The following is a 26,865-nucleotide window of genomic DNA, read 5'->3' as shown; positions in this document are numbered from 1 at the left end:
GGAGGTGCATGATGAAAGCCGTATGGATGCTGGGATTGTTGGTGCTGGGAGGGTGTAGCAGCACTCCCAATACGCCCAAGCCTGATGATCCCGAGTTTTCCCCCGTCTACGGGGAGTCGGAGCCGGTGTCGGTGCGACCGACAGGGGCGATTTTCCAGCCGGATCAGGTCAATGGCATCTATTCGGATATCAAGGCGCACAAGGTTGGCGACATCATCACCATCGAGTTGTCAGAGTCGACCTCCGCTTCGAAAAAGGCCAATACCCAGAGTGGCAAGGACAATAAGTTCAATCTGGATCCGGTCAAGCTGGGTGGCGTGCCGGTCACCGCCAGTCCCTATGATCTTTCGGCTTCCATTGGTCAGAACAGCGCGTTCAAGGGGCAGGCCAAAGCGGACCAGAGCAACAGCCTGCAGGGCAATATCTCGGTCAGCGTGGCCAAGGTGCTGCCCAACGGCAATCTGGTGGTGCGCGGCGAGAAGTGGATCATGCTCAATAATGGCAATGAATATATCCGGATCACCGGCCTTATTCGCCCGGAGGATGTGACGTCTGATAACAGCGTTTCGTCCCAGAAAGTGGCCAATGCCCGCATTTACTACGGTGGTACCGGCGATCTGGCCAATAGCCAGGAGCAAGGGTGGCTTACCAGCTTTTTCAATGGTCCCTGGTGGCCGCTCTAGGAGATGTTATGAAGTCACTCCGTCTTGTCACTCTGCTTTGCTGTCTGCTGCCCTTGGGTGTGGCCAATGCGGCCCGGATCAAGGACATCAGCTCGGTTGAAGGGGTGCGTAACAACCAGCTGATTGGCTACGGTCTGGTGGTGGGGTTGCCCGGCACTGGCGAGAAGAACAACGCCTTCACCGAGCAGACCTTCCGTACCATGCTCAACAACTTTGGCATCAAGGTGCCGGATAACATCAAGCCCAAGATCAAGGATGTGGCACCGGTGGCGATCCATGCCGACCTGCCCCCCTTCTCCAAGCCGGGCCAGACCATCGACGTGACGGTCTCTGCCATCGGCGAGGCCAAGAGCCTGCGGGGCGGCACTCTGCTGCAAAGCTTCCTGAAAGGGCTCGATGGGCGGGTTTATGCGGTCGCCCAGGGCAGTCTGGTGGTCGGTGGTCTGGGGGCCGAGGGGGCTGATGGTTCCAAGGTAGTGATCAATACCCCGACCGTCGGGCGGATTGCCAACGGCGCGACCGTGGAGCGGGAGGTGCCCAACTCCTTCAGTCAGGGGGACACCATCACCTTCAACCTTAACCGACCCGATTTTACTACAGCGCGCCGTCTGGCCGATGTGGTCAACGATCTGGTGGGGCCCAATACCGCTCAGGCGCTCGATGCCACCTCGGTCAAAGTCTATGCCCCGCGAGATCCGGGTCAACGCGTCTCCTATCTCGCCACCATCGAGAATCTGGAGGTGGATCCGGCCAACGAGGCGGCCAAGATCATCGTCAACTCCCGCACCGGCACCATAGTGATCGGCAGTCAGGTCAAGCTCAAACCGGCGGCCATCAGCCACGGCGGGTTGACGGTGACCATCGCCGAAAACCAGCAGGTCTCCCAGCCCAACCCGTTGGCGGGAGGAGAGACGACGGTGACAAACAACTCGACCATCAATGTCCAGCAGGAGCCGGGGAGGATGTTCAAGTTTGATACCGGTGCGACCCTGGACGATCTGGTCCGGGCGGTCAATCAGGTCGGGGTCGCCCCCGGTGATTTGATGGCCATCCTTGAGGCGCTGCAGCAGGCAGGCGCCATCGAGGGGCAACTGGTCATATTGTAACAAGCGGCAAGTGGTTGCCACGGGTGGCAATGAGGTAAGCAAAATGGCGGAGTTTGACAGCAACAGCGGCATGAATCTCGGGATGGTACAGGACATCAAGAACCTGGACCGTCTGCGCCAGATGAGCCAAAGCAAAGAGGGACAGGCCGAAGCGCTCAAGAGTGCGTCGCGCCAGTTCGAGTCAATCTTTACCCAGATGCTGTTTCAGAGCATGCGTCAGGCCAACGGGGTGTTGACTCAGGACAACCCGATGAACAGCAGCTATACCCAGTTCTATGAAGGGATGCTGGATGAGCAGCGAGTTGCCGACATGTCCAGCAAGGGGGGGCTGGGATTGGCTGACATGGTGGCCAAGCAGCTCTCTCCCGAGACCTTTACCCATCAGGATGGACGGGTGCTCAAGATGCCGCAGCGCACCGAACGGACCTACAAACCCTATCAGCCCCCTACGGCGGCTGCCGATGATTTGATCGCAGCATCAAAAGTTGGCAAAGATTTTGCTGAAAAAGAGATGGCCGAGGGAGCCAATGAGAGTCACGCACTCACTATGCCCCGTCGACCGCACCGCAGCATTCCGCCCATGGGACGCATGGCCAGCGAAGAGGGCAGTGCCACCGGTAGTGGGGGCAAAGAGTTCGATACACCGGAAGAGTTCGTTAATCGCCTGATGCCGCTGGCCAAGAAAGCGGCCGACAAGCTGGGGTTAAGCCCGGCGGTACTGGTCGCTCAGGCGGCACTGGAGAGCGGTTGGGGCAAGCGGGTGATTAAGGATGGCGAGGGGCAGGTGACCCATAACCTGTTTGGCATCAAGGCCGATCCACGCTGGGAAGGGCCAAAGGCGGTGGTCAGCACGCTCGAGTATGAGCAAGGCGTCGCCTCCCGCCAGAAAGCGGCATTTCGCTCCTATGAGTCGTTTGAAGAGAGCTTCAACGACTATGTGGACTTCCTCACTTCCGGCTCTCGCTACAAGGGGGCCCTGGCGAAGGTGGATAGCCCTGATCGCTACTTCGAGGCGCTGCAACAGGCGGGTTATGCCACCGACCCGCACTACGCCAGAAAATTGAAACAGGTATTGCGCAGTGATGCCATTGCCCAATACAACGAGATGGAGCTGTAACGTATGGCAAGCGACCTGCTTGGGATTGGTTCATCGGGCGTGCTGGCACAGCAACGCCTGCTGCAGACCACCAGTAACAACATAGTGAACGTCAATAGCCAGGGCTATGTGCGTGAGCGTACGCTGGTGTATACCAATACCATCGGTCTGGGGACCGGTGACATCAAGACCGAGCGGGTAATCAACGACTATATGCAGGGGGAGGTGCGCCGTGATACCTCTGCTTATCATGCCTCCCTGACCCATTATGAACAGCTGGCTGGCGTTGACAGCTTGCTTGGGGATACCAGCAACAGCGTGGGGGCGGCCATCACCTCCTACTTCAAGTCATTTCACTCTGCCAATGAATCGCCTGCCGAGATCGGTGGGCGCAAGGTGGTGATGACGGAGTTGAGTGGCATGGTCAACCGTTTTCATACCCTCTCGGCGCAGCTCGACAAACAGAGCGATACCCTCAACACCCGCATTGAAGATGAAACCAAGCAGGTTAACAGCCTGCTCACCAGCATCAATGATCTTAATCAGGCCATCATCCGCACCCAGGGGTCACCCGAAGAGAACCTGATGCTGTTTGATCAGCGGGATGAGGCGATCCGCCAGCTGTCGGAGAAGATGGATATTCGCACCGTAGCCCAACCCAACGGCAGCATGCTGGTCAATATGAGCACCGGCCATTCGCTGATCCTCGATGGGGGCGTCGCCCAGTTCAAGGTGATTGCAGGAGATCCTGACTCCCGGGATCAGGAGCTGCAGCTGACCCTGGGGGCGAACAAGGCAACCATCGATCACGATACGTTTGGTGGTGCCATGGGGGGGCTGTTCAAGGCGCGTACCGACCTTGAGCCGACCAAGCGCGAACTGGGGCAGCTGGCCGTGGCGATGGCGGATGCGATGAACCAGCAGAACCGCCTCGGGATGGATCTGGATAACGAGATTGGCGGTGATATCTTCACCCTGCCTACCAGCAAGGGCTTACCCTACGGCAATAACACGGGGACGGTCGGGGCGAATGTCAGCTTCGTGCCGGGCAAGGGGACATCAGTGACTCCGTTTGATTACGAAGTGCAATTTAGCAGTGCTACCGGTTATGAGGTGTTCTCGCTCGACAAGTCTGGCAATCGTACCTTGATCACAGCGGGGGCTACCCCACCAACAACCTTTGAGCTGACCGGGCACGGGATCTCGATCGATCTCACCGGCACGCCGGCTGCGGGTGACAAACTGTTGCTGCAACCCACCAAAAGTGCGGCCGCCGGTCTGGGTCAGCTGATCACCCGACCGGAAGATTTGGCCCTGGCCTCTCCGCTTAAAGCGGAAAAGACCACCAATAATGGCGGCGGGGCGGATATCAAACTGGGTGGTGTATTCAATACAGGTGCGGGGTCAGGTTTTGGTACCAATAGCCTGAGCCCGACAGCGCCTCAGGTGGTCAAAATCGATGGCAGTGGTAACTATCAGGTGTTTCAAGCCGATGGCACTACCTTGATTGGCACGGCCCCCGCGAGCAGCAAGGGGCAAAACCTGATGTCGGCTATCATTAACCCTTTCCCCGCCGGAGCTGCAGTCTATGCCAACCCGAAACAGGCGCCAGGCTACGAGTTCAGCATCACCGGAACGGTGGATGCCGGTGACAGCTTCAAGCTCAGTTACAACAGCAATGGCTTTGCCGATAACAGCAATGGCCTGGTTCTGGCTGAGCTGCAAAACAAGGATCTGGTGCGCAAGAGCACCAATGGTGGGACGACCAACGACAAGATGACCTTCAATCAGGCCTATTCCGGGTTGGTGATGGAAGTGGGTAACAATACCAGTCAGGCAAAAACGCTGCTCAAGGCCAATGAGTCCAAGCTTATCCAGAGCACCGGCATCTTTGAAAGCGTGTCTGGGGTCAATCTGGAGGAGGAGGCGGCCAATCTGATCCGCTTCCAGCAATCCTATGCGGCATCGGCGCAAATCGTCAGCACGGCCAAAACCATTTTCGATACACTGCTCTCTTCCGTGAGGTAACGTCATGCGCATCACCACCAACATGATCTACGACCGGAATATCTATTCCCTCAACAGTGCCAACGAGCGGTTGAATACTGCCTATCAACAGCTGCAAACCGGCAATAAATTTCAGACTGCCGGCGAAGATCCTGCGGGGATGAGCCAGAAGATGGCACTGACCAAGGAGATCGACCTGTTCAAGCAGTACAGTGTCAATGGCAGCTTGCTGGAAAACAGCCTGGGGCATGAGGAGACGGTATTAACGTCGATTAACAATGCGATGCTTAGTGCCCAGACTCTGATCCAGAAGTCAAATAATGGCGCTATCAGCATGGATGATCGCAAGGCCATAGCCAGCGAGCTGGAAGGGTTGCAGCAGCAGATGTTTGACCTGATGAATAGCAAAAACTCCTCGGGTGAATTTATATTTGGCGGCAATCAGAGCAAGACCCAGCCATATATAAAAGACGCTAACGGAAAATATATTTATCAGGGTGACCCTGGTCAGCGAAATATTCAGGTCTCACCCACGGTACAAATTGCTGCCAATGATTCCGGGCAAGATCTGTTTGAAATCGTGGCGACCAGAAGAACCGCCAGTGCAACCACAGCAAATATCAAGGTTGGGATAGGCGATCAGGGTAACTTTGATAATTTCTATAAGTCCAATTATAACTCGGCACTGCCCAGTAATACCTATACCGTATCAACCACCATAGGCCCACCGGATACCTACGATATCAAGGATGCCGGTGGTGCTACCCTGCAAACGGGTAACTACACTGCTGGCACCAAGATCCCTTTCAATGGATTGGAGTTGACCGTCAGCTCGCCTGCGGGCAGTTCTGAGCAGTTTGATCTTAATCCACCGAAGAATGACAACATATTGAATGGTATGTCGGATTTTATTACCGCCTTGCGTGATCCCGCTATTACCGCTGACAACTTTGCGCTGGAAGTAGCCGATGCTACCGTCCATATGAAAAATGCTCGTCTGAATATCGATCATGGATTGGGGGAGTTGGGTGGCAGGATGAACAGTCTCGAGGCAGTCATGGATTCTAACGAGGGGTTGAGTACCCTCAACGCCGAGGCGAGAGCCAAGGTATCGGAAGCGGATCTCTATGAAGTGATTTCCGCGCTGTCAAAAGAGGATGCGGCATTGAGTGCCTCGCAACTCTCTTTCAGCAAAATAAGTCGTCTGACGCTATTTGACTATATTCGCTAATTAAAGAAGGGCCCCTTTGGGGCCTTTTCTTTTGTCCAGACTATGAAAATTGGTTCCGTGTCATCTCCTGCCAATTGTAACAAGCTGTTGCCGTTGCCCATTTAATGGGAGCTGCGGGGTTGACCTCCCTGCGGGATTGGATAATCATGCCGCCCGCACAACAGAGGGTTGTGCGAATTATTTGCAGCATCTCGTTAGGCGAGGCTCCTGTATAAACACAGGCCACTGATCTCACGACGTCCAGAGACGCCCAAGATCAGGACAGTTTTCATCGGATTAAGGTGTAAACCCAAGTGGCTTCCGGCATGCCGGATACGTTATACAGTGCTAAAGCTGGTACGTGGGGATGATGACACGCCGAACGGCGTCATTTCCTGCCTATTACTCGTCAATCAAATTGCTGTTTTCTTGTCGTTGCACCCGGCTATTTCCGGAGGCATTCAGGCTCGCCTGAAATCACATGAGGATATCTGTGATGAAGAAAACACATACCATTCTTAACCGTCACCAACTGCTCGATCTGGCCGCCCTGCAGGGTTGGCTGGAACATAATCTGGATCCGGTTCAGCGCGCCGATCAACTGCTGACCCTGCGTCCGGAAGAGCTCAACTGCATCTTTGATACCCTGCCAATCCCGCAAGGGGCCGCACTGCTTGGTTCACTCTCGGCCGAGAGTGCCGGGCGCCTGTTGCAGCGGCTCCATGGCAGCATCGTCAGCGTGTTGCAGGAGGCTATTCCCCGTCGCGAAATGGTGGCTATCCTGCGCAAACTGAGTCGTCAGGATCGCACCATGTTGCTGGCTCGCTTCCCGACCCAGGCGCAGGCCATCTACTACTCACTGCTGGATTGGCCGCCTGAGTCCGTCGGGGCCAATATGCGCCACGAGTATCTGGCAGTGAGCGAACAGGATTCAGTCGGCAAGGCCAAGCAGCTGATCCACGATGCCTGGGACAATGCCCAGCTGTTCCGCCACATCTATGTGGTCAACGTGGATGGCCGTCTACAGGGGAGTATCTCGCTCAAGAGCTTGCTGATTGCTGACCCCGAGGCCAGTGTCGCTAACCTGATGGACCGGGAGACGGTGCGGATCAACGCTCGGGCTGATCAGGAGCTGGCGGCGCGCCTGCTGATCGACCGCGACCTGTCGGTATTGCCGGTCGAGGATCAGGGGAGACTGGTCGGTATTTTCCACGTCGATGATGCCGCCGACATTCTGGAGCTTGAATCCACCGAGGATGCCGAGATGCAGGGTGGCTCATCACCGCTCGATACCCCTTACTTGCAGGCGACGCCCTGGCAGCTGTGGCGCAAACGGGTGGGCTGGCTGCTTATCCTGTTTGTGGCGGAAGCTTACACCGGCACAGTGTTGCGGGCATTTGAGGAGCAGCTGGAAGCGGCTATCGCGCTGGCCTTCTTCATTCCACTCCTGATCGGTACTGGCGGTAACAGCGGCACCCAGATCACCACCACCATAGTACGAGCCATGGCGGTCGGGGAGGTGAGTCTGCGCAATCTCGGCACAGTGCTGAAAAAGGAGCTCTCCACCGGTCTGCTCATCTCGGGTGCCATTGCCATGGCGGCCTGGGTGCGGGCATGGAGTCTTGGCGTCGGTCCCCAGATTGGCATGGTGGTGACCTTTACCATCATCGCTATCGTGCTCTGGAGTGCCACGGTCGCGTCCATTATTCCCATGGTGCTGCGTCGTTTCCGCATCGATCCGGCGGTGGTCTCTGCGCCATTCATCGCGACGCTGGTGGATGGTACCGGCCTTATCATCTACTTCGAGATGGCCAAGTGGTTGTTGCCCGAGTTGCAGTAACAGGGAGATTGAGATGCAAAAGGCAGCCAGTGGGCTGCCTTTTGCATTTATCTTTCCGGTTTAGCCGAGCTGGAACAGCAGTGGCCAGCCCTGCTCCTGACAGTAGCGGTGTTCCTTCTCCAGATTCTGCATCAGGAGACGGTTCTCCTCGCACCAGTCGATCGGCAGGGTCACGACCAGCTTATCCCCTTGCACTGCGACTTTCCACTCAGGCAGCAGGTTGTCCTGACGCTTGTGGTGAGCGGCGACTGCGAGGCGCAGGATGCGGATGCAGCGCAGCACCGTCTGCATGTCGTGGTTGGGTAGGGGCGGCAGCTCGGAGAGCTTGAGCCCCTTGCGCTGAAAGCGTACCAGCGCAGCCAGCAGCGCCTGATCGTCCTGGTTGAAGCCAGGCAGGTCGGTGTGTTGCAGGATATAGGCTGAGTGGCGATGAATGCCGCTGTAGTTGATGGCAAGGCCGATTTCGTGCAGCCGCGCTGCCCAGCCGAGGATGGCGCGATAGGGCTCAATCTCCATCTGCCAGGGCTCTTGCAGGGCATCAAACAGGGTCAGTACGCTCTGCTCAACCCGGGCTGCTTGTTTGCGGTCCATCCGGTAGTGGGTGCCGAGCGCCTGCGCGGTACGCTCGCGAATATCGTGGTGCTGCAAGCGTTCCTCGAATTCATAAAGCAACCCTTCGCGCAGCGCACCATCGGAGTAGTCGAGCCGCTCTATGGGCAGCGAGGTAAACAGCCCGAGCAGGATGGCGACCGCAGCGGCAAACACCTCCTGACGCTCCTCGGTAAGCCCGACCAGTTTGAGGTTATCGACTCGCTTGCGCTCAATCATCAGCGCCTTGAGCCGCTCCAGCCCCTCCAGCGTAATGCTGCCGTCAGTCAGCCCTTCCCCCTGCAGCACGTCGCGCACGGTACGAATGGAGCCTGAGCTGCCAAGGCAGCTCTGCCAGCCCAGCTTGCGGTACTGGTTGACGATGGGGGCGAGTTGGTGCTGCGCCTCTAGCACGGCATTGGTGAAGTGTTTGTCGCTCAGCTTGCCGCTGGCGAAGAAGCTTTGGGTAAAGCTGACGCAGCCCATCTTGCGACTGGTGAGGGCCTTGTGTTCAAACCCTTCACCGATGATGAGTTCGGTGCTGCCGCCGCCGATATCGATCACCAGTACCTGACCCTCGATATGCTGGGTATGGGCGACACCCTGATAGATGAGGCGTGCTTCTTCCTGCCCGCTGATGATCTCGATGGGGTGGTTGAGCACCTTGGCTGCTTCACTCACAAATTCGCGGGCGTTGCTGGCACGGCGCAATGTGTAGGTACCGGCGATGCGGATCTGATCCGGTTTGATGTTGGTGAGCCGCTCGGCAAACAGCGACAGGCAGGCGAGACCGCGTTCCATCGCCTCCGGGCTCATGCGTTTTTGCTCATCCATCCCTTCCGCCAGCCGCACTCGCTCCTTGATGCGATCGACGATGCGAAAACGCCCTTCGCTCAGATGGGCGATCACCATATGAAAACTGTTGGAGCCGAGATCCACGGCGGCATAGAGACTATTGTCCATTGTTTGACTCGATACGTTTGAGATAGTCGTAAATCGCCACCTGAGAGCGGATCTTGCGGCGGTTGCCCCGCTTCACATATTCGTTCTGCTGGTCGGCATCAATGACCCGCGCCTTGCAGGTATCACTCAGTTGTAGTTCGAGAATGTCCATGATGCGCTGCTTGAGCCGCTCATCATAAATGGGGGTGCCCACCTCAATACGGCCGTCGATATTGCGGCTCATCCAGTCAGCGCTGGAGATATAGAGCTGGGGGTTGCCCTTGTTGTGGAACACCATCACCCGCGGGTGCTCGAGGAAGCGGTCGATGATGCTGATCACCTTGATGTTGTCACTGAGGCCCGGTACGCCCGGACGCAGGGCGCACATGCCACGGATGATCATCTGGATCGGTACTCCCGCCTGCCCGGCGGCATAGAGGCGGTTGATGAGATCCTTGTCCACCAGATTGTTGATCTTGAGGATGATGCCGCTCGGCTGGCCCGCCTTGGCGTTGGAGAGCTCGTTGTCGATGAGGCGATAGAGCTGACGGCGGCTGTTGATGGGGGAGACCAGCAGGTGGTTGAATTTGTAACGCTTATAGGGGTACTCGATGTATTCAAATACCCCTTCCACTTCGGCGGTGATATCCGGATTGCGGGTCAGCAGCGAGAAGTCGGTATAGATCTTGGCGGTCTTCTCGTTGAAGTTCCCGGTGCCGATATGGGCGTAGCGCACCGCCTCGCCATTTTCGTGGCGGGTGATGAGGCAGAGCTTGGAGTGGATCTTGAGGCTTGGCACCCCGAACACCACCTTGACCCCGGCATCGGTGAGAATATTGGCCCAGTCTATGTTGGCCGCTTCGTCGAAACGGGCGCGCAACTCGACCACCACGGTCACCTTCTTGCCGTTGTTGGCGGCATCGATGAGGGAGTGGATGATCCGCGACTTCTTGGCGACCCGGTAGATATTGATGCGAATGGCGCTCACCGCCGGATCGAACGCCGCCTGGCGTACCAACTCGGTGAAGTGGTGGAACTTGTGATACGGGTAGTAGAGCAGGATATCCTGCTTGGTAATCGCATCGAAGGCGTTGACGAAGCCGTCAAAATCGCGGCAATCCAGCGCCGGCAGCTTGGGGTTTTCCAGATAGTCACGGCCCACGTTGGGGAAGCCGATGAAATCCTTGAAGTTGTGATAGCGCCCGCCCGGCATGATGGCGTCGTAGGAGCTGATCTGCAGCTTGAGCTTGAGGAAGCTAATCATGGCAGCGGGCATCTCCCGCTCGTAGACGAAGCGCACCGGCATGGCGGTGAGGCGCTGCTTCAAGCCATCACTCATCTTGTCCACCAGGCTCAAGTCCAGCTGGTCGGAGAGATCATATTCGGCATCCCGGGTCAGCTTCACCGCATAGGCGGCAATCTCGTCGTAGTCGAAGAAGCCCTTGAAGATCTCGTCGAGGCAGAAGCGGATGACGTTATCCAGAATGATGATCTGCTTCTTGCGGCGGGTCCCTTCCGGCGGCAGCTGGAAGAAGCGGGGCAGGTCGTCGGTCGGCACTTCCACCAGGGCGTACTGGATCACCTGACCGTTCTTCTTCATCTCGATGGCCAGATAGGTGTACTCATCCTTGAGGAATTTGACCGGATTGACCTCTTTGTTGAGCAGGATCGGGATGATGTGACGCAGCACCTTCTCCTTGAAGAAGACCCGCAGCCACTTCTGAATGGCATCGGAGAGCTGGTTCTCGTTGACCAGGAAGATGTTGTGGCGAGCCAGCGCAATCAACAGCTCCTTGTAGGTGTTGTCGAACGCCTCACCGAGCGCCATCACTTTTTGCTGGATGGCGCGCAGCAGCACTTTCGCTTCATCGTCGCCACCATGTACTTCATTGATGAGGATGCGACGCTTGACGTCCGATACCCGTACCTTGAAGAACTCATCCTGGTTGGAGGAGAAGATCCCCAGAAAACGAACCCGCTCGATGAGGGGCACCGTCTTGTCCATTGCCTCTTGCAACACCCGTTCATTGAATGAGAGCCAGCTCAGCTCTTTCTCTTCATACTGCTTGTCGGTGCTCATCTTGTGCCTCTGTTTCAGGTCGCGTCTGCGCGGCAGTTATGGCGTTAATATATGACAAATAAATGACAGTATTGTTACTGCTCGCTGAACGCTTCGTCGATGTCGACCACCAGATCGTCGGAGAGGGATTCCAGCGCGGTGATAAGCGTATCCATCGCGAGCCCGTCGGGCAGTGCAACCAGCGCATGGGCATAGAAGAGAGGGGCGCCGGAGTGGGGCGCCGGTTCACAGCCAGTGGTGAGATCGGCCACGTTGATCTCGAGCTGGCGCAGGATGCTGGCAACTTCGTGGACGATACCGGGGCGGTCGTTGCCGGTCACTGTCATCATGACTTGATGGGCTGGCTCGGTGGTAGGTGTGCCTTCGGCAAAGCTGATGGTCAGACCCGGTAGCAGGGCCAGTGCTTCGCACAGGCTGCGATAGTGCTCATCGGGGACAGAGACATGAAGGATACCGGCAAACTGGCCCGCCAGTTCGCTCATGGCGCTGCCCAGCCAGTTGCCCTGCTCGCGGCTGATGACAGCTGCCAGACTCTCGACGATCCCCGGTTTGTCTGCACCGATCACGGTGACCACCAATTGTTTTTGCATCCTGCTCTCCTTGAAATGGGATTTCTCTCTTGCTCTCCATTGTGCCTGCTGTAGCAGGCCATATGAACCCCCGCCCATGAGCAAATAGATAAAAAGCAGGGACTTTTACACTTCCCATACGCTTGTCTGCTGACTCGCCCGGTAGCGGCTGTGGTAAAGTGGGGCCCCTTTCGTGTTGTGAACTGGATCGTGCTCTCATGAATACCCTTGTCCTATCGGGATTGCTGTTGCTGGCGCTGCTTGTGCTGGCGATCTTCTGGAGCAGAGGCAGACAGCAAAAGCGCCTGCCCTATGATATGCAGGAGACCCTGTTCACTCCCGCCGAACGATCCTTTCTCGGGGTGCTGGATCTGGCGGTGGGTGACAAGGCCCGGGTCTTTGCCAAGGTAAGAGTGGCCGATGTGCTGACGCCGCAGGCCAGGATCGGCAAGAGCAAATGGCAGCAGCACTTCAACAAGATCAGCGCCAAGCATTTCGACTATCTGCTTTGCCACCCTTCTGATCTCTCCTTTATCTGTGCCATCGAACTCGATGACAGCTCCCACCGCCATCAGAAGCGCAAGGCGCGGGATCTCTTTCTGAAAACCGCCTGCGACAGCGCCGGTCTGCCCTTGCTACAGATCCCGGCAAGTGCCAGTTATCTGGTGGAAGAGCTGCGCGAACAGATCCTGCCGCTGCTGGTCAAAACCAGTGAACCCTTGATCGACGATTTGCCGCAAGGGGCGCGCCGCGAGCCCACCTTCAACCCTCTGCTGCTGGACGGCGTGGATGTCGGTGCCGGGATGCGTGGCCGCACTGCCCATGCCGAGGCCATCTCGCCTGCGTCGCTCCACGAGCCCGTCATTCAGGCCAAGGGGATGGTGGAGGCGCCACAGAGTGAGGGGGAGCTGGTCGATGGCTTGTTCGCCGATGTAGAGGATGACGAGGAGCATGAAGTACACCACTGCCCCCGTTGCGATGCGCCGCTGGTGGAGCGGGAGGCGAAAAAAGGCCCCCACGCCGGTCGGCTCTTTCTGGCTTGCAGCCGTTTTCCCGAGTGTCGTTACGCGGCGCCGCACCACCATAATCGCCACTGAATGCGCTTCACCGAGTCCCATGCTGCCCTCTGACGAGGGCAGTTTTCTTTCCGCTTTTGGCTGCGTTTGTTAACGGCGCCAAGGCAGAAAATTCCTCGGCAAAATTTATCTAATCTCTCGTTTCTGTCGATACACTTAGCCTGAATACGACAATTTTTGACAATGTGTCGGAATTTTGGCACTTTGTGTGCCAGCAAAAAGACAGTCGGTAGCTGTTTTATCATCAAATAAAACAATAAGTTAGTTCAGGACATCGCGAGGAATGGATATGGTGGAGATGGGCGTGTTGATTGTTGATGCCGATGCGCAGCGGCGCCAACAGTTGGGAACCGTGCTCTCGTTTATGGGGATCCCGTGGCAGGAGGTGGCACAAAGCGATCTGGATGTGGCCATCGAATCCTCCGGACCGCTGCAAGGGGTGCTGGTGGGTGAGCTGACCGACCGTCCCTTGTCAGAGCTGCTGGCCGCTTTCCCCCGTACCCCCTTCCTCTCGCTGGTTGAGGCCGATCTGCCTAACAGCAACTTTATCGGGGTCGCGCTCTCGCCCTTTACCTATGAATCCCTTACCCGTCATTTGCACTTCTGTCAGGCGTTCGTCTCCTTGCATCCCCGTCAGCAGACCCATGACAAGGGGCAGGCCCTGCTGCGCTTGCTGGTGGGTAAAGGGAAGGGGATCCAGGAGGTACGCCGCCTCATCAGCCAGGTGGCCGAGACCGATGCCAACGTGCTGATCCTTGGGGAGTCCGGCACTGGTAAAGAGGTGGTGGCTCGCGCTATCCACGAACTCTCTTCCCGCAGCAGTGGCCCCTTCGTGCCCATCAACTGCGGCGCTATTCCGGCCGAATTGCTGGAGAGCGAACTGTTTGGTCACGAGAAGGGGGCGTTTACCGGCGCCATCGCAGCCCGTCGCGGTCGCTTCGAGCTGGCGCAGGGGGGGACCCTGTTTCTCGACGAGATCGGCGATATGCCGATGCCGATGCAGGTCAAACTGCTGCGGGTGTTGCAGGAGCGGCTGTTCGACCGGGTCGGTGGCGGCAAGCCCATTCAGGCCGATGTGCGCATCATAGCGGCGACCCACCGGGATCTGGAGGCGATGATCCGCACTCAGGGTTTTCGTGAAGATCTCTACTACCGCCTCAACGTCTTCCCCATTGAGACGCCGCCGCTGCGGGATCGCATCGATGACATCCCGCTGCTGCTGCAGGAGCTGCTCAACCGCCATGCCGAGCAGCACCACGGCTTTATCCGGTTGACCCAGCGGGCGCTGGAGTCGCTGATGCAGTACCCCTGGCCCGGTAACGTACGCGAGCTCTCCAACCTGCTGGAGCGGCTGTTGATCCTCTACCCGCACCAGATCGTCGATGTGGCCGATCTGCCGAGCCGTTATCGCCTGTTGCCGAGCGAGCCGCGGGATGAGCGGCTGACCGAGATGGATGAACGGGATGCGCTGGCGGCGGTGTTTCAGGATCCGCCCGAGCTGGATCACGCCCTCGCCTCGGCCCGCACCATGCAGCTGCCGGAGGAGGGGGTCAACCTCAAAGAGATGCTGGCTGACCTTGAAGTGGAGCTGATCCGTCAGGCGCTGGAGTCTCAGGACGGGGTGGTGGCCCGCGCCGCCGATCTGCTAGGCATGCGGCGTACTACCCTGGTGGAGAAGATGAAAAAGTACGGGATGAGCAAGGACGTCTGAGGGTCAAAGCCTTGACGCAAATACGCAATCCATTGTTTTAGTTCATATAATTTGTGGCATGGAAATTGAATAACCTGACCCAATAGCCAGTTTGAGGTCAGGTTTATGACAATCCAGCAGCAGGACATGCCACTCCAGTCCCACGAAGTGAGCCAGCTCTATGCCATCTTCAAGGCGCTCCCCACCGGGGTGTTGCTGCTTGACGGGGCCGGGGTGGTCACCCGCGCGAATCCGGCGGCCATCTCCCTGCTGGGGGAGCCGTTGGAAGGGGAGCTCTGGCGTCACATCATTGCCCGCTGCTTCGAGCCGCGCGAGGATGATGGCCACGAGATCTCCCTGCGTGACGGGCGCCGGGTCCAGCTCTCGACCCAACCGCTGCCGGATCAGCCCGGCCAGCTGGTTTTTATCAATGACCTGACCGAAACCCGTAAACTGCAAGACCGCATCAACCACATGAAGCGGCTGTCGGCGCTGGGCAATATGGCGGCCTCGCTCGCCCACCAGATCCGTACTCCGCTCTCTGCCGCCATGCTCTATGCCGCCAACCTGGCCAACCGCACCCTCAAGCCGGAATCTCGCACTCAGTTTCAGCAAAAGTTGATGGCCCGTTTGCAGGATCTGGAGAAGCAGATCAACGACATCCTGCTGTTTGCCCGCAACGGTGACAATCAGGTGGTCACCCCCATCTCGGTACAAGGGCTGCTGGCCGAAGTGCAGGCAGGAGCCGAGGCCTTCTGCCAGCAGCAGGGCTGCGAGCTGCACATGGAGGCGCCGGAGCCCGATCTCTGTCTGCTGGCCAACAGCAGTGCGCTGGCGGGGGCCATCAACAACCTGATTGCCAATGCCCAGCAGGCAGGGGCCACCTCACTCTTGGTCAGCGCGGTGCGCAGCGGAGCTCGGGTGGAGATGCGGGTCATCGATAATGGCAAGGGGATCCCTTCCCATCAGCTCGGTCAGGTATTCGAACCCTTCTTTACCACTCGCTCCCAAGGCACTGGTCTCGGGTTGGCGGTGGTGCAATCTGTAGTGCGTGCCCATCAGGGGGAGGTCGGTGTGGCCTCGGTTCCCGGTGAAGGCACCTGCTTTACTCTGTCGTTCCCCCTGCACCAGCAACCGGTGCAGCTTGGAGGTGTAGCATGACACAGGCCAGGATCCTGGTAGTTGAAGATGACAATGGCCTGCGCGAAGCGCTGGTGGATACCCTTTTGCTCGGCGGTTATGAGTGCCGTGAAGCGGACAGCGGCGAGCGGGCTCTGCTGGCCCTCTCCCGTCAGCCGTTTGACATGGTGATCTCCGATATCCAGATGGGGGGGATGGACGGTCTCACCTTGCTGGCCACCATCCGCCAGCAATATCCGCAGATCCCTGTGCTGCTGATGACCGCCTACGCCAACATCGACGGCGCGGTGCGCGCCATGCGTGAAGGGGCCATCGACTATCTGGCCAAGCCATTTTCGCCGGAGGTGCTGCTTAATCAGGTCAGTCGCTATGTGCCCGCCCAGAAGGTGGAGAAACGCGCCGTGGTCTACGGGGACCCCAAAACTGCCGAGCTGTTCCAGCTGGCGACCCGTGTTGCCAGAAGCGAAGCGACCGTGATGGTGACCGGCCCGAGCGGGACGGGTAAAGAGGTGCTGGCCCGTTACATTCACGATAACTCCAGCCGCGCCGAGCAGCCCTTCGTCGCCATCAACTGCGCCGCCATTCCGGAAAACATGCTGGAGGCGACCCTGTTTGGCTACGAGAAGGGGGCGTTTACCGGCGCGGTGCAGGGGTGCCCGGGCAAGTTCGAGCAGGCGCAGGGGGGCACCCTACTGCTTGACGAGATCACCGAGATGGATCAGGGGCTGCAAGCCAAATTGCTGCGGGTGTTGCAGGAGAAAGAGGTGGAGCGGCTCGGCAGTCGCAAGATGATCCCGCTGGATGTGCGGGTCATCGCCACCAGCAACCGGGATTTGAAAAAAGCGGTGCAGGATGGCCTGTTTCGCGAAGATCTCTACTATCGCCTCAACGTCTTCCCGCTGCGCTGGTCTGCCCTGTGCGAGCGGCCCGGTGACATTCTGCCGCTGGCGGAACATCTGCTGGCGCTTCATGCCAGTCAGCAGGGGTTGCCGACACCACAGTTGACGGACGCCTCGCGGGATCGGCTGCTGGCCCACCCCTGGCCCGGTAACGTGCGGGAGCTGGACAACGTGGTACAGCGCGCCCTGATCCTCAGCCCGGACGGGGTCATTGATTGTGACCACCTCATTCTGGAGGAGCTGGACGAGCAGGAGATGGAGTTTGTCAGCGTGGAGCGCAGCTATGGAGGCGATCGCCTCGGCAGCGAGCTCAAGCAGCAGGAGCACCAGATCATCCTCGACACCCTGCAAGATTGTAACGGCAGCCGCAAGGCGGTGGCCGACCGACTCGGCATCAGCCCGCGCACCCTGCGCTACAAGCTGGCCCAGATGCGGGAGGCGGGGATCGATCTGCCAGCCTGAGGCCGGGAGGGAAACCGTACTGTGTGGGGGCTGTCATGGTCTTGATGGCCCGGCTCGATTATCATGGGGCCCTTGGCGCTTTGAGCCTGGGCCCTGTTTTTATTGGTAAAGCAGGGGACCGAGCCTTAATAAAGGACCCCTATGATCTCTCATCGAAAACTCGAAACCGTACTGAACCATCTGCTCGAACCGCACGCCATCAAGGATTACTGCCCCAACGGCTTGCAAGTGGAGGGGCGTGAGCGTATTCGCAAGGTAGTGACCGGTGTCACCGCCAGTCAGGCGCTTATCGACGCGGCGGTGGCTGCCGAGGCCGATGCCATTCTGGTTCATCACGGCTACTTCTGGAGCGGTGAACCGGCCCAGATCACCGGCATGAAGCAGCGTCGGCTCAAGACCCTGCTGACCCACGATATCAACCTGTTTGCCTACCATTTGCCGCTGGATGTCCATCCCGAGGTGGGTAACAACGCCCAGCTTGCCAAGCTGCTCGACATCAAGGTGCGTCGCGGTCTGGAGCCGTGGAACAGCAAGAGCGTCGCCATGGTGGGCAAGCTGGAGCAGCCGATGAGTGGTGCCGACTTTGCCAAGCTGATTGCCGAGCGCCTTGGCCGCGAGCCACTCTATTGTGGCGACAGCGGCCCCGAGCTTATCCGCTCCGTGGCCTGGTGCACCGGTGGCGGTCAGAGCTACATCAATCTGGCGGCGGAGCAGGGCATCGATGCCTTTATCTCCGGCGAAGCCTCAGAGCAGACCATTCACACCGCTCGCGAGATGGGGATGCACTTCTACGCCGCGGGCCATCACGCCACCGAGCGTTACGGCGTCAAGGCGTTGGGGGAGTGGCTGGCGACCGTGCATGGGCTGGATGTCACCTTTATCGATATCGACAATCCGGTCTAAACCTGTCCGCGATCTGGCTACGAAACCGTGATCAAGGCTCATGTGCTGCTCTTCACCTTGTTGACGGTTTCTCGCTGCAGGTCGTGAACAGGTTTAAGCCTGTGCCTGTGGTGGGAAAATTCAGGAAATAAAAAGGAGGCCATCGGCCTCCTTTTTCACATTTCGACAAGACGTCTGCTTACTCGCAGGCGTAACCAGCGGGGCCCAGCAGGGCGCCATCCAGTCGCACGGCGCCATCTACCATCTGCAGCCTGCCTTCGCAGAACCAGCGCACCACCAGCGGGTAGATGCTGTGCTCCTGCGCCTGCACCCGTGCCGCTACCTCGTCCGCAGTGTCCCCTTCAAAGATGGGTACGCGGGCCTGCAGGATCACCGGGCCCCCGTCCAGCTCTTCGGTCACGAAGTGGACGCTGGCGCCGTGTTCACTGTCACCGGCATCTATGGCGCGCTGGTGGGTGTGCAGGCCCTGATACTTGGGCAGCAGGGAGGGGTGGATATTGATCATCCGCCCGGCGAAATGGCGCACCAGATCGCCGCTCAATATCCGCATAAACCCGGCCAGCACCACCAGATCCGGCTGATAGTCTGCCATCAGCGCCAGCAGGGCGGCGTCATACTCCTCCCGGCTGGCAAACTGCTGCTGGGCCAGAATGGAGGTCGCCACGCCAGCTTCTTTGGCGCGAACCAGACCATAGGCATCGGCCTTGTTGCTGATAACGCCGACCACTTCACCGGCAATCTTGCCGCTGGCGCAGTGGTCGAGGATCGCCTGCAGGTTGCTGCCGCTGCCAGAGATTAGGACGAGGATCCGCATCATTTGATGACGACCTGCTCCTCACCGTCTGCTGCCTTGGCGATATGGCCGATGTGCCATGCGTTCTCGCCTTCCGCCTTGAGCAGGGTCAGCGCCTTCTCCAGCTGGTTGGCGGGCAGGGCGATGATCATGCCGACGCCGCAGTTGAAGGTGCGATACATTTCGTGACGGGTGACGTTGCCAGCCTGCTGCAACCAGCTGAACACTGCCGGCCACTGCCAGCTCTGCTCGTCGATCACCGCTTGGGTGTTGGCGGGCAGGACACGGGGGATGTTCTCCCAGAAGCCACCGCCGGTGATGTGGGAGAGGGCGTGGATCTCGCACTCCTTGATGAGCTTGAGCACAGGTTTCACATAGATGCGGGTCGGCTCCAGCAGGGCGTTTGCCAGGGTGGTGTCACCCAGCGGCTGATGCACGTCGGCTTTGGAGACTTCCAGAATTTTACGGATCAGGGAGAAGCCGTTGGAGTGAGGGCCGCTGGCGGCCAGGGCGATCAGGGCATCCCCTTCACCGACCTTGCTGCCGTCGATGATTTCGCTCTTCTCCACCACACCGACGCAGAAACCGGCGATGTCGTAGTCTTCCCCTTCATACATACCCGGCATCTCGGCGGTCTCGCCGCCCACCAGGGCACAGCCTGACTGCTCGCAACCGGTACCGATCCCGGTGACCACCGCGGCTGCGGTGTCCACGTCCAGCTTGCCGGTTGCATAGTAGTCGAGGAAGAACAGCGGCTCGGCGCCCTGTACGATCAGGTCATTGACGCACATGGCCACCAGATCGATGCCCACGGTGTCGTGCTTCTTCAGGTCGATGGCCAGCCGCAGCTTGGTGCCCACACCATCGGTACCGGAGACCAGTACCGGCTCCTTGTAGCCCGCAGGGATTTGACACAAGGCCCCAAAGCCGCCAAGACCACCAAGGACTTCAGGACGACGAGTGCGCTTTGACACGCCCTTGATACGTTCAACCAGTGCATTGCCGGCATCGATATCTACGCCAGCATCCTTGTAGCTCAGTGAGGTTTTGTCAGTCACGAGTATTCCCCGTCATGTAAAGAAGTGGAGGGTAAAATTCGGGGCGTATTCTAACAGTGGCGGTGAAAAACCAGAAAGGAAATCGTTTGCGCGTTTTTGCGCGGAAATGCTCTACAAGTGGTGGCTTTTGTTGTATGATTCCGCGATTTTTTTTGCGGCAGGTTAGAGGAGATAATAATGAAAGTCGTTGAAGTCAAACACCCCCTGGTCAAACACAAGATCGGTCTGATGCGTGAAGGCGATATCAGCACCAAGCGTTTCCGTGAACTGGCCAAAGAAGTGGGCAGTTTGTTGACCTATGAAGCGACCTCTGACTTCGAAACCGAGAAGGTTATCATCGATGGCTGGAATGGGCCAGTAGAAGTTGACCAGATCAAAGGCAAGAAGGTAACCGTCGTACCCATCCTGCGTGCCGGCCTTGGCATGATGGATGGCGTGCTGGAGCACATGCCGAGCGCCCGCGTCAGCGTGGTCGGTATCTACCGCGATGAAGAGACCCTGCAACCGGTTCCCTATTTCGAGAAGATCGTCAGCAACATCGAAGAGCGTCTGGCGCTGGTCATCGATCCGATGCTGGCCACCGGCGGCTCCATGATCGCCACCATCGATCTGCTGAAGAAGAAAGGCTGCCAATCCATCAAGGTGTTGGTACTGGTTGCCGCGCCGGAAGGGATCAAGGCGCTGGAAGCGGCTCACCCTGACGTAGAGCTCTACTGCGCTTCTGTCGACCAGGGGCTGAACGATAAAGGCTATATCGTGCCGGGTCTGGGCGATGCAGGCGACAAGATCTTCGGTACCAAATAAGTTTATGCCTTGACCTGCTTCCCATGTGGAAGGGGTGATCGGAGCCGGCGCATCGCCGGCTCTGCTGTTTGTGGCCGCTTGTGCCAGCCTTGCCGCAGGACGCGCCTTGCCGCTACCATAAGCACACTCTCCCATTTCGAGACTCTGTTCATGTTCAAACGTGTTGTGACCGCCCTCTGCTGCGGCTTGTCATTCATGGCTTCGGCCGCTCAGGTGACCGACCTCTATCAGGGCAAGGCCCCGACCAGTGGCGACATGGTGGCCGCTCAAGGGCAGGCACTGGGTCAGGTGCTGATCAAGGTCACCGGCAAGCGCGACATCCTCACCCAACCTGTGGTGGTCAAGGCGCTGGCGGCCCCGGGCGACTATGTCAAAAGCTATGGCTATCAGGATCAGGACTCCGTCAAGTATCTGAAAGCCGAGTTCAAGAGTGACAAGGTCAACAGCCTGGTCTCCGAGAGCCAGTATGCCCTGCTTGGCCCGGCTCGTCCCCAGATGGCGATCTGGCTGGTGGTGGATCAGGGGGAGCGTCGCCTGCTGGCGGATCAATCCAGCGATGGTTGGGCGCAAGCCTTGCGCGAGCAGGCCCAGACGCTGGGGCTACCCATCAGCATTCCGCTGATGGATCTCGATGACAACATGGCGGTCAGTGCCACCGACGTCTGGGGACGCTTTGCCGACCCGATTTTGCAGGCAAGTCAGCGCTATGGCGCCGAGATGGTGGTGTTGGGCAAGCTGACACCGGAAGGTGACAAGTGGAGCATCGATTGGGGACTCTACGGCCCCAAAGCGGCCGGTGAAGTGACCGAGCTGACCCGTGGCAATAGCACCGGCACTCAGGCCGAAGTGGCACAAGGGTTTGCTGATACCCTGGCGGCCTGGCTGGTGAAAAACTACGGTGCCCGTATCTCGGGTCCGGCAACCAGCCAGACCCTGGTGGTAGATGGCCTCTCCGAAGTGGACAGCATGATCGCCGTGCAGAAGATGCTGCAGGGGATGGCCAACGTCAGCAAGGTGGCGATCGGCAAGCTGGAGGGGGACCAGGTCACCTTCAACTTTACCCTGCAAGGGGATCAGGCCGAACTGGTGCGGGCACTGCAGCTCGAGAGTCGTTTGCGCAAGGTTGACGATAATGGCAGCGGTTTGCGTTACCAATGGTCGCAGCCCTGATTTTATAAGGCTTTTGTAGATCGCCCGGCTTGTCCGGGCGGTTCTCTATCTGCCTTTGCGATGATACACTTAGCCACAAATGTCACAGTCAAAGCCCAACGAGTGAAGCAACCGGCCCAACTGTCTTTAGCCGTACAACTACCGGATGATGAAACCTTTGTCAGTTTTTATCCCGGCAACAATGCTCATCTGATCACCGCCCTCAAAAACGCGGCCATCGGTCAGGGATCGCCTTTCCTCTATTTCTGGGGAGCCAAGGGATCCGGACGCTCTCATCTGCTCCACGCCACCTGTGCCGAGGTCAACGCCCGCGATGCGGCGGCGGCCTATCTCTCCCTCGATCAATTTGAACAGCTCGATCCCAGCATGCTCGATGCCCTCGAAAGCTTGCCGCTGGTCTGTCTCGACAGCCTTGAGGCGATCGCCGGCAATGCCGTGTGGGAGCGGGCGCTGTTTGACTTTTACAATCGCTGGCAGGAGAAGGGGGAGGGGACGCTGGTGGTCACCGGCTGCAGCGCACCGCGCAAACTGGGACTGCAACTGCCGGATCTCGCTTCGCGCCTCGACTGGGGGGTGAGTTTCCATCTCGAAGAGCTGGATGACGAAGGCAAGCTCAGTGCCCTGCAGCTGCGTGCCGAGCTGCGGGGCTTCAAACTGCCCATCGATGTGGGCCGCTTCCTGCTCAACCGACTCTCCCGCGATATGCGAACCCTGCTCACCACTCTCAATCAGCTCGACAATGCCTCATTTCGCGCCAAGCGCAAGCTGACCATTCCCTTTGTCAAAGAGATCCTCGAGCTCTGATCCTCTCTGCGGTGTGCGGTTGTGGCCTGACTTTCGTTTGAATGGCAGATAAAAAGAAACCCCGGCATCAGGCCGGGGTTTTGCTATCTCAAGAGGGCTCTGTCTATCAGTGGAACTGATCTTCTTCGGTAGAGCCGGTCAGTGCGGTCACCGAGGATTGGCCACCCTGAATGACGGTGGTCACCTTGTCGAAGTAACCGGTACCGACCTCCTGCTGGTGGGCCACGAAGGTGTAGCCACGGCTGGCGGCAGCAAATTCCGGCTCCTGCACCATCTCGACGTAGTGCTTCATCCCTTCGCCACGGGCGTACTGGTAGGCCAGTTCGTACATGTGGAACCACATGTTGTGGATACCCGCGAGGGTGATGAACTGGTACTTGTAGCCCATGTCGGAGAGCTCCTGCTGGAAGCGGGCGATGGTGGCATCGTCCAGATTCTTCTTCCAGTTGAAGCTCGGGGAGCAGTTGTAGGCCAGGATGCGATCCGGGAACTTGGCCTTGATTGCTTCGGCAAATTTACGCGCTTCGTCCAGATCTGGCTTGGCGGTTTCACACCACACCATGTCGGCGTAGGGGGCGTAAGCCAGACCGCGAGCGATGGCCTGATCGATACCGGCACGCACCTTGTAGAATCCTTCGGCAGTGCGCTCGCCAGTCAGGAAGTCTGCATCGTACGGGTCGGCATCGGTGGTCAACAGGTCAGCGGCGTTGGCGTCGGTACGGGCGATCACCAGGGTGGTGGTGCCGCACACATCGGCTGCCAGACGTGCAGCAACCAGCTTCTGCACCGCTTCCTGAGTCGGCACCAGTACCTTGCCGCCCATATGACCGCACTTCTTGACTGATGCCAGCTGATCTTCGAAGTGCACGCCAGCGGCGCCCGCTTCAATCATTCCCTTCATCAGTTCGAAGGCGTTCAGCACGCCACCGAAACCGGCTTCCGCATCCGCCACGATGGGCAGGAAGTAGTCGATAAAGCCCTCATCCTGCGGTCCTACCTTGTTGGCCCACTGGATCTGGTCGGCACGGGCAAAGGAGTTGTTGATGCGCTCCACCACGGACGGTACGGAGTTGGCCGGGTAGAGGGACTGATCCGGATACATGGTGGAGGACAAGTTGTTGTCCGCCGCCACCTGCCATCCGGAGAGGTAGATCGCCTCGATCCCCGCCTTGGCCTGCTGCACCGCCTGACCGCCGGTCAGGGCGCCGAGGCAGTTGACGTAGCCTTTCTTGGCGTCGCCGTGGATCAGGCCCCACAGCTTGTCGGCACCGCGCTGAGCCAGGGTGTGCACCGGCTGCAAGCTGCCGCGCAGGTTCACCACATCTTCGGCGCTGTAGCCGCGCTTGATCCCTTTCCAGCGGGGGTTTTCCGCCCAGTCTTTCTCGATAGCCTGGATCTGTTGCTCACGGGTCAGTGCCATATCAGTTCCCTCTTTCATTGATTTCACGTTTCCATTGACTTGTTATTGGCGAGCCCCGCCCGGGGCCCGTGATTCAGAGCCGCTCGTAACCGGGCAGCGTCAGAAAATCGATCAGGGTATCGGCGCAGGTGATCTCTTCCATCAGTTCGCTTGCCTCGGCAAAGCGTCCTGCCTGCCAGCGCGCGGCGCCCACCTCGGCTTTGACCACCTCCAGCTCCTCGGCCAGCATCTGGCGGAACAGCGCCTTGGTCACCACCTTGCCATTCGACAGGCTCTTGCCGTGGCGGATCCACTGCCAGATGGAGGTACGGGAGATCTCGGCGGTGGCGGCATCTTCCATCAGACCGTAGATGGGCACGCAGCCGTTGCCGTTGATCCAGGCCTCCAGATATTGCAGGGCAACCCGGATATTGGTGCGCATCCCTGCCTCGGTGCGCTCGCCCTCACAGGGTGCCAGCAGGTCGGCGGCGGTGATGGGGGCATCCTGCTCACGCAGCACGCCGATCTGGTTCTTGGCACCAGCCGCAATGGTGGCGTTGAACACCGCCATGGCGGTATCGGCCAGGCCAGGGTGGGCGACCCAGGTACCGTCGTGGCCGTTGTTGGCTTCGCGCTCCTTGTCGGCCTTGACCTTGGCGAAGACCTGCTCGTTGACGGCCGCGTCCTTGGCCGGAATAAAGGCGGCCATGCCACCCATCGCCAACGCACCGCGCTTGTGGCAGGTCTTGATCAGCAGCCGCGAGTATGCGGAAAGGAACGGCTTGTCCATGGTTACCACCTGGCGGTCGGGCAGGACGCGATCCGGATGGTTCTTCAAGGTCTTGATGTAGCTGAAGATGTAGTCCCAGCGGCCGCAGTTGAGGGCGACGATGTGATCCTTCATCTGATAGAGCAGCTCATCCATCTCGAATACGGCTGGCAGGGTTTCAATCAGCACGGTGGCCTTGATGGTGCCACGGGGCAGACCGAACTTGTCCTCGGTCCAGGCGAATACTTCGCTCCACCAGCGCCCTTCCAGATGGCTCTGCAACTTGGGCACGTAGAAGTAGGGGCCGGAGCCTTTGGCCAGCAGCGCCTGATAGTTGTGCAGGAAGTAGAGGGCAAAATCGAACAGGCCACCTGGGATGGGCTCGCCATCAAAGGTGACATGTTTTTCCGGCAGGTGCAGACCGCGTACCCGGCAGATGAGTACCGCCGGATTGGGGGTCAGGGTATAAGCCTTTCCTTCCGGACTGGTGTAAGAGATGGTGCCGTTGACCGCATCGCGCAGGTTGATTTGACCCTCGATCACCTTATTCCAGGCAGGAGCCAGTGAGTCCTCGAAGTCCGCCATGAACACCTTGACGTTGGCGTTGAGGGCGTTGATCACCATCTTGCGCTCGACCGGGCCGGTGATCTCCACACGGCGGTCTTGCAGGTCGGCGGGAATGCCGCGAATGGTCCAGTCACCTTCACGGATGTGGGCGGTTTCCGGCAGGAAGTCCGGCAGCTCGCCGCCATCGATACGGGCCTGACGTGCCACACGTTGTTTCAGCAATTCCCCTCTTTGGGGAGCAAAACGTTCCACCAATTCGGAGACCAGAGCCACCGCGTCCGGCGTCAGAATTTGCGCGTATTCGGGTTGCATCTCGCCCTGGATGCGAAGGCGGGCGCTGCAGTGGGTCTGAGCCGGTGCCGACATAAGGTTCACTCCTTTGAGAATTACATTTTGAACTTACTAACTACGACTAAAGTCGAATCCCTGTTCCTGAAACGTTCCCGAAACAACGGGGTAACACGATTGATAAGGTGCGAAATATTGTTGAGTACGTCAACAGTTTTTTTTAAACACCTGTTTTTTGGATATGGTTAAGTTGATGTTTTTTATTGCTTTATTGGGTTGGTGTAAAAGCTCTACGCAGATGGTTATGCTCCTGCTTTTTCCCATCGGACAACGGCTAATTTGGGCCGTTACCCTGCCCCTCATTTTGTAACTTATTACGTAATAAAATTACAAATGCAAAAACAAATCCCGACCTAACTCCAGGCTTTGCCAAAACAGCCGTATAAATTGCGTTTGAATGTGGCAATGAATGTTTTGCTATTGCTAGACCTAGTTGGTGAACGTGCGTTTTAAACTTGGTGTGGTGACGCAGGCTCTGTTGGCACCAGCGGTTGCAACGATGGAAAGTGAAGCGCAATAACGTAGGTTTGTATCAATTGCCGGGGGGAATGATGGAGAGGGAAGGGGGAGACGCATTAGTCAATAATACTGCCATCCTTGATAGAATTAGCAGTTTGTCGTTTTTTGCAGATTTCTCGCCAAGGGTGTGAAACTGAGTGTGTTGAACAGGCGATGCCCCAGTGATTGAGCGGCCATCTGGCCGGGCTCAATAGTCATCATCCGGTTCGGCAAGATCGATCACATCCAGCTGGATGACCTGTTCATTTTCGCTTTCGGTGTGGCAAGGGGTGTCGTGAGGAACGGAGTAAAGCGTAATGGCGGGTGCGAAATCGGTGTTCTGGTTCATGCCTGGTCCTGTGTT

The 26,865-nt window shown here is 58.3% G+C and carries 22 protein-coding genes and 1 riboswitch; of the genes, 14 read left to right on the top strand and 8 right to left on the bottom strand.

Annotated elements, in window-relative coordinates; all coding sequences use genetic code 11:
• Positions 1-11 precede the first annotated feature (11 nt).
• The 6 genes from flgH (at position 12) to mgtE (ending at position 7,942) form a co-directional block, all read left to right on the top strand.
• Complete coding sequence (gene flgH / locus ACTG2G_RS22445) at positions 12-683, top strand: flagellar basal body L-ring protein FlgH (protein WP_005334152.1); 672 nt, start codon at positions 12-14, stop codon at positions 681-683.
• An 8-nt stretch (positions 684-691) separates the two neighbouring features.
• Positions 692-1,789, top strand: coding sequence for a flagellar basal body P-ring protein FlgI (locus ACTG2G_RS22440; RefSeq protein ID WP_005350664.1), 1,098 nt, complete (start codon positions 692-694; stop codon positions 1,787-1,789).
• Positions 1,790-1,832: 43 nt separating this feature from the next.
• Positions 1,833-2,906 (top strand): flagellar assembly peptidoglycan hydrolase FlgJ, encoded by a 1,074-nt coding sequence (flgJ, locus tag ACTG2G_RS22435; protein ID WP_371166538.1) that lies wholly within the window; start codon positions 1,833-1,835, stop codon positions 2,904-2,906.
• A 3-nt stretch (positions 2,907-2,909) separates the two neighbouring features.
• Positions 2,910-4,913 carry a FlgK family flagellar hook-associated protein gene (locus ACTG2G_RS22430; RefSeq protein WP_421386016.1) on the top strand — a complete coding sequence of 668 codons (2,004 nt, stop codon included), beginning with the start codon at positions 2,910-2,912 and terminating at the stop codon, positions 4,911-4,913.
• Between the two features lie 4 nt (positions 4,914-4,917).
• The gene (gene flgL / locus ACTG2G_RS22425) at positions 4,918-6,123 is read left to right on the top strand and encodes a flagellar hook-associated protein FlgL (protein ID WP_270819028.1); all 1,206 of its coding nucleotides are present in this window, start codon (positions 4,918-4,920) and stop codon (positions 6,121-6,123) included.
• Between the two features lie 183 nt (positions 6,124-6,306).
• Positions 6,307-6,476, top strand: a riboswitch (M-box (ykoK) riboswitch).
• Positions 6,477-6,598: 122 nt separating this feature from the next.
• Positions 6,599-7,942: a magnesium transporter gene (mgtE, locus tag ACTG2G_RS22420; protein WP_421386015.1), complete on the top strand. Its 1,344-nt coding sequence runs from the start codon at positions 6,599-6,601 to the stop codon at positions 7,940-7,942.
• Between the two features lie 60 nt (positions 7,943-8,002).
• On the opposite strand, the gene ppx is transcribed toward mgtE, so the two are convergent.
• From ppx to ACTG2G_RS22405, 3 genes are all read right to left on the bottom strand, one after another.
• Positions 8,003-9,493, bottom strand: coding sequence for an exopolyphosphatase (gene ppx, locus ACTG2G_RS22415; RefSeq protein ID WP_429204932.1), 1,491 nt, complete (start codon positions 9,491-9,493; stop codon positions 8,003-8,005).
• Positions 9,483-11,552: a polyphosphate kinase 1 gene (ppk1, locus tag ACTG2G_RS22410; protein ID WP_005350671.1), complete on the bottom strand. Its 2,070-nt coding sequence runs from the start codon at positions 11,550-11,552 to the stop codon at positions 9,483-9,485. The genes ppx and ppk1 overlap by 11 nt, the downstream gene beginning before the upstream one ends.
• A gap of 74 nt (positions 11,553-11,626) precedes the next feature.
• A complete protein-coding gene (locus ACTG2G_RS22405) occupies positions 11,627-12,142 on the bottom strand; it encodes a glycine cleavage system protein R (protein WP_005350673.1) in 516 nt (171 codons plus the stop codon).
• 197 nt (positions 12,143-12,339) lie between these two features.
• Here ACTG2G_RS22405 and ACTG2G_RS22400 point away from each other — a divergent pair, with 197 nt between their 5' ends.
• The 5 genes from ACTG2G_RS22400 (at position 12,340) to ACTG2G_RS22380 (ending at position 18,291) form a co-directional block, all read left to right on the top strand.
• Entirely contained in the window at positions 12,340-13,218 is an 879-nt protein-coding gene (locus ACTG2G_RS22400) for a DUF2726 domain-containing protein (RefSeq protein ID WP_421386014.1), read from the top strand.
• 268 nt (positions 13,219-13,486) lie between these two features.
• On the top strand, positions 13,487-14,908 hold the full coding sequence (locus ACTG2G_RS22395) for a sigma-54 dependent transcriptional regulator (protein ID WP_031227792.1): 1,422 nt from the start codon (positions 13,487-13,489) through the stop codon (positions 14,906-14,908).
• A gap of 105 nt (positions 14,909-15,013) precedes the next feature.
• Positions 15,014-16,048, top strand: a complete 1,035-nt coding sequence (locus tag ACTG2G_RS22390; protein ID WP_005334126.1) for a sensor histidine kinase — start codon at positions 15,014-15,016, stop codon at positions 16,046-16,048.
• Positions 16,045-17,388 carry a sigma-54-dependent transcriptional regulator gene (locus ACTG2G_RS22385; RefSeq protein WP_110302912.1) on the top strand — a complete coding sequence of 448 codons (1,344 nt, stop codon included), beginning with the start codon at positions 16,045-16,047 and terminating at the stop codon, positions 17,386-17,388. The genes ACTG2G_RS22390 and ACTG2G_RS22385 overlap by 4 nt, the downstream gene beginning before the upstream one ends.
• A 141-nt stretch (positions 17,389-17,529) precedes the next feature.
• Entirely contained in the window at positions 17,530-18,291 is a 762-nt protein-coding gene (locus tag ACTG2G_RS22380) for a Nif3-like dinuclear metal center hexameric protein (protein WP_216963524.1), read from the top strand.
• A 178-nt stretch (positions 18,292-18,469) separates the two neighbouring features.
• Here the strand turns inward: ACTG2G_RS22380 and purN are convergent, their stop codons facing one another.
• On the bottom strand, positions 18,470-19,108 hold the full coding sequence (purN, locus tag ACTG2G_RS22375; protein ID WP_421386013.1) for a phosphoribosylglycinamide formyltransferase: 639 nt from the start codon (positions 19,106-19,108) through the stop codon (positions 18,470-18,472).
• Entirely contained in the window at positions 19,105-20,142 is a 1,038-nt protein-coding gene (gene purM / locus ACTG2G_RS22370; protein WP_005334116.1) for a phosphoribosylformylglycinamidine cyclo-ligase, read from the bottom strand. The genes purN and purM overlap by 4 nt, the downstream gene beginning before the upstream one ends.
• 177 nt (positions 20,143-20,319) lie before the next feature.
• Between purM and upp the strand changes: the two genes are divergently transcribed.
• The 3 genes from upp to hda all read left to right on the top strand — a co-directional run bounded on the left by upp (position 20,320) and on the right by hda (position 22,920).
• The gene (gene upp / locus ACTG2G_RS22365; protein ID WP_019446695.1) at positions 20,320-20,946 is read left to right on the top strand and encodes a uracil phosphoribosyltransferase; all 627 of its coding nucleotides are present in this window, start codon (positions 20,320-20,322) and stop codon (positions 20,944-20,946) included.
• A gap of 150 nt (positions 20,947-21,096) precedes the next feature.
• A complete protein-coding gene (locus ACTG2G_RS22360; RefSeq protein WP_042052926.1) occupies positions 21,097-22,116 on the top strand; it encodes a DUF2066 domain-containing protein in 1,020 nt (339 codons plus the stop codon).
• 102 nt (positions 22,117-22,218) lie between these two features.
• Entirely contained in the window at positions 22,219-22,920 is a 702-nt protein-coding gene (hda, locus tag ACTG2G_RS22355; RefSeq protein WP_013723920.1) for a DnaA inactivator Hda, read from the top strand.
• Positions 22,921-23,026: 106 nt separating this feature from the next.
• Here hda and aceA read toward each other — a convergent pair whose 3' ends face one another.
• From aceA to ACTG2G_RS22340, 3 genes are all read right to left on the bottom strand, one after another.
• Positions 23,027-24,340 carry an isocitrate lyase gene (gene aceA / locus ACTG2G_RS22350; RefSeq protein WP_005344572.1) on the bottom strand — a complete coding sequence of 438 codons (1,314 nt, stop codon included), beginning with the start codon at positions 24,338-24,340 and terminating at the stop codon, positions 23,027-23,029.
• Positions 24,341-24,413: 73 nt separating this feature from the next.
• Positions 24,414-26,021, bottom strand: coding sequence for a malate synthase A (gene aceB / locus ACTG2G_RS22345; protein ID WP_429204935.1), 1,608 nt, complete (start codon positions 26,019-26,021; stop codon positions 24,414-24,416).
• A gap of 688 nt (positions 26,022-26,709) precedes the next feature.
• On the bottom strand, positions 26,710-26,850 hold the full coding sequence (locus tag ACTG2G_RS22340; RefSeq protein WP_005334106.1) for a hypothetical protein: 141 nt from the start codon (positions 26,848-26,850) through the stop codon (positions 26,710-26,712).
• Positions 26,851-26,865: the final 15 nt, after the last annotated feature.

The organism is Aeromonas sp. 55A (assembly GCF_051919665.1).
Classification (GTDB): Bacteria; Pseudomonadota; Gammaproteobacteria; order Enterobacterales; family Aeromonadaceae; genus Aeromonas; species Aeromonas veronii.
The sequence above is the reverse complement of the archived record's forward strand: the minus strand, read 5'-3'. Positions and strand labels throughout refer to the sequence as shown.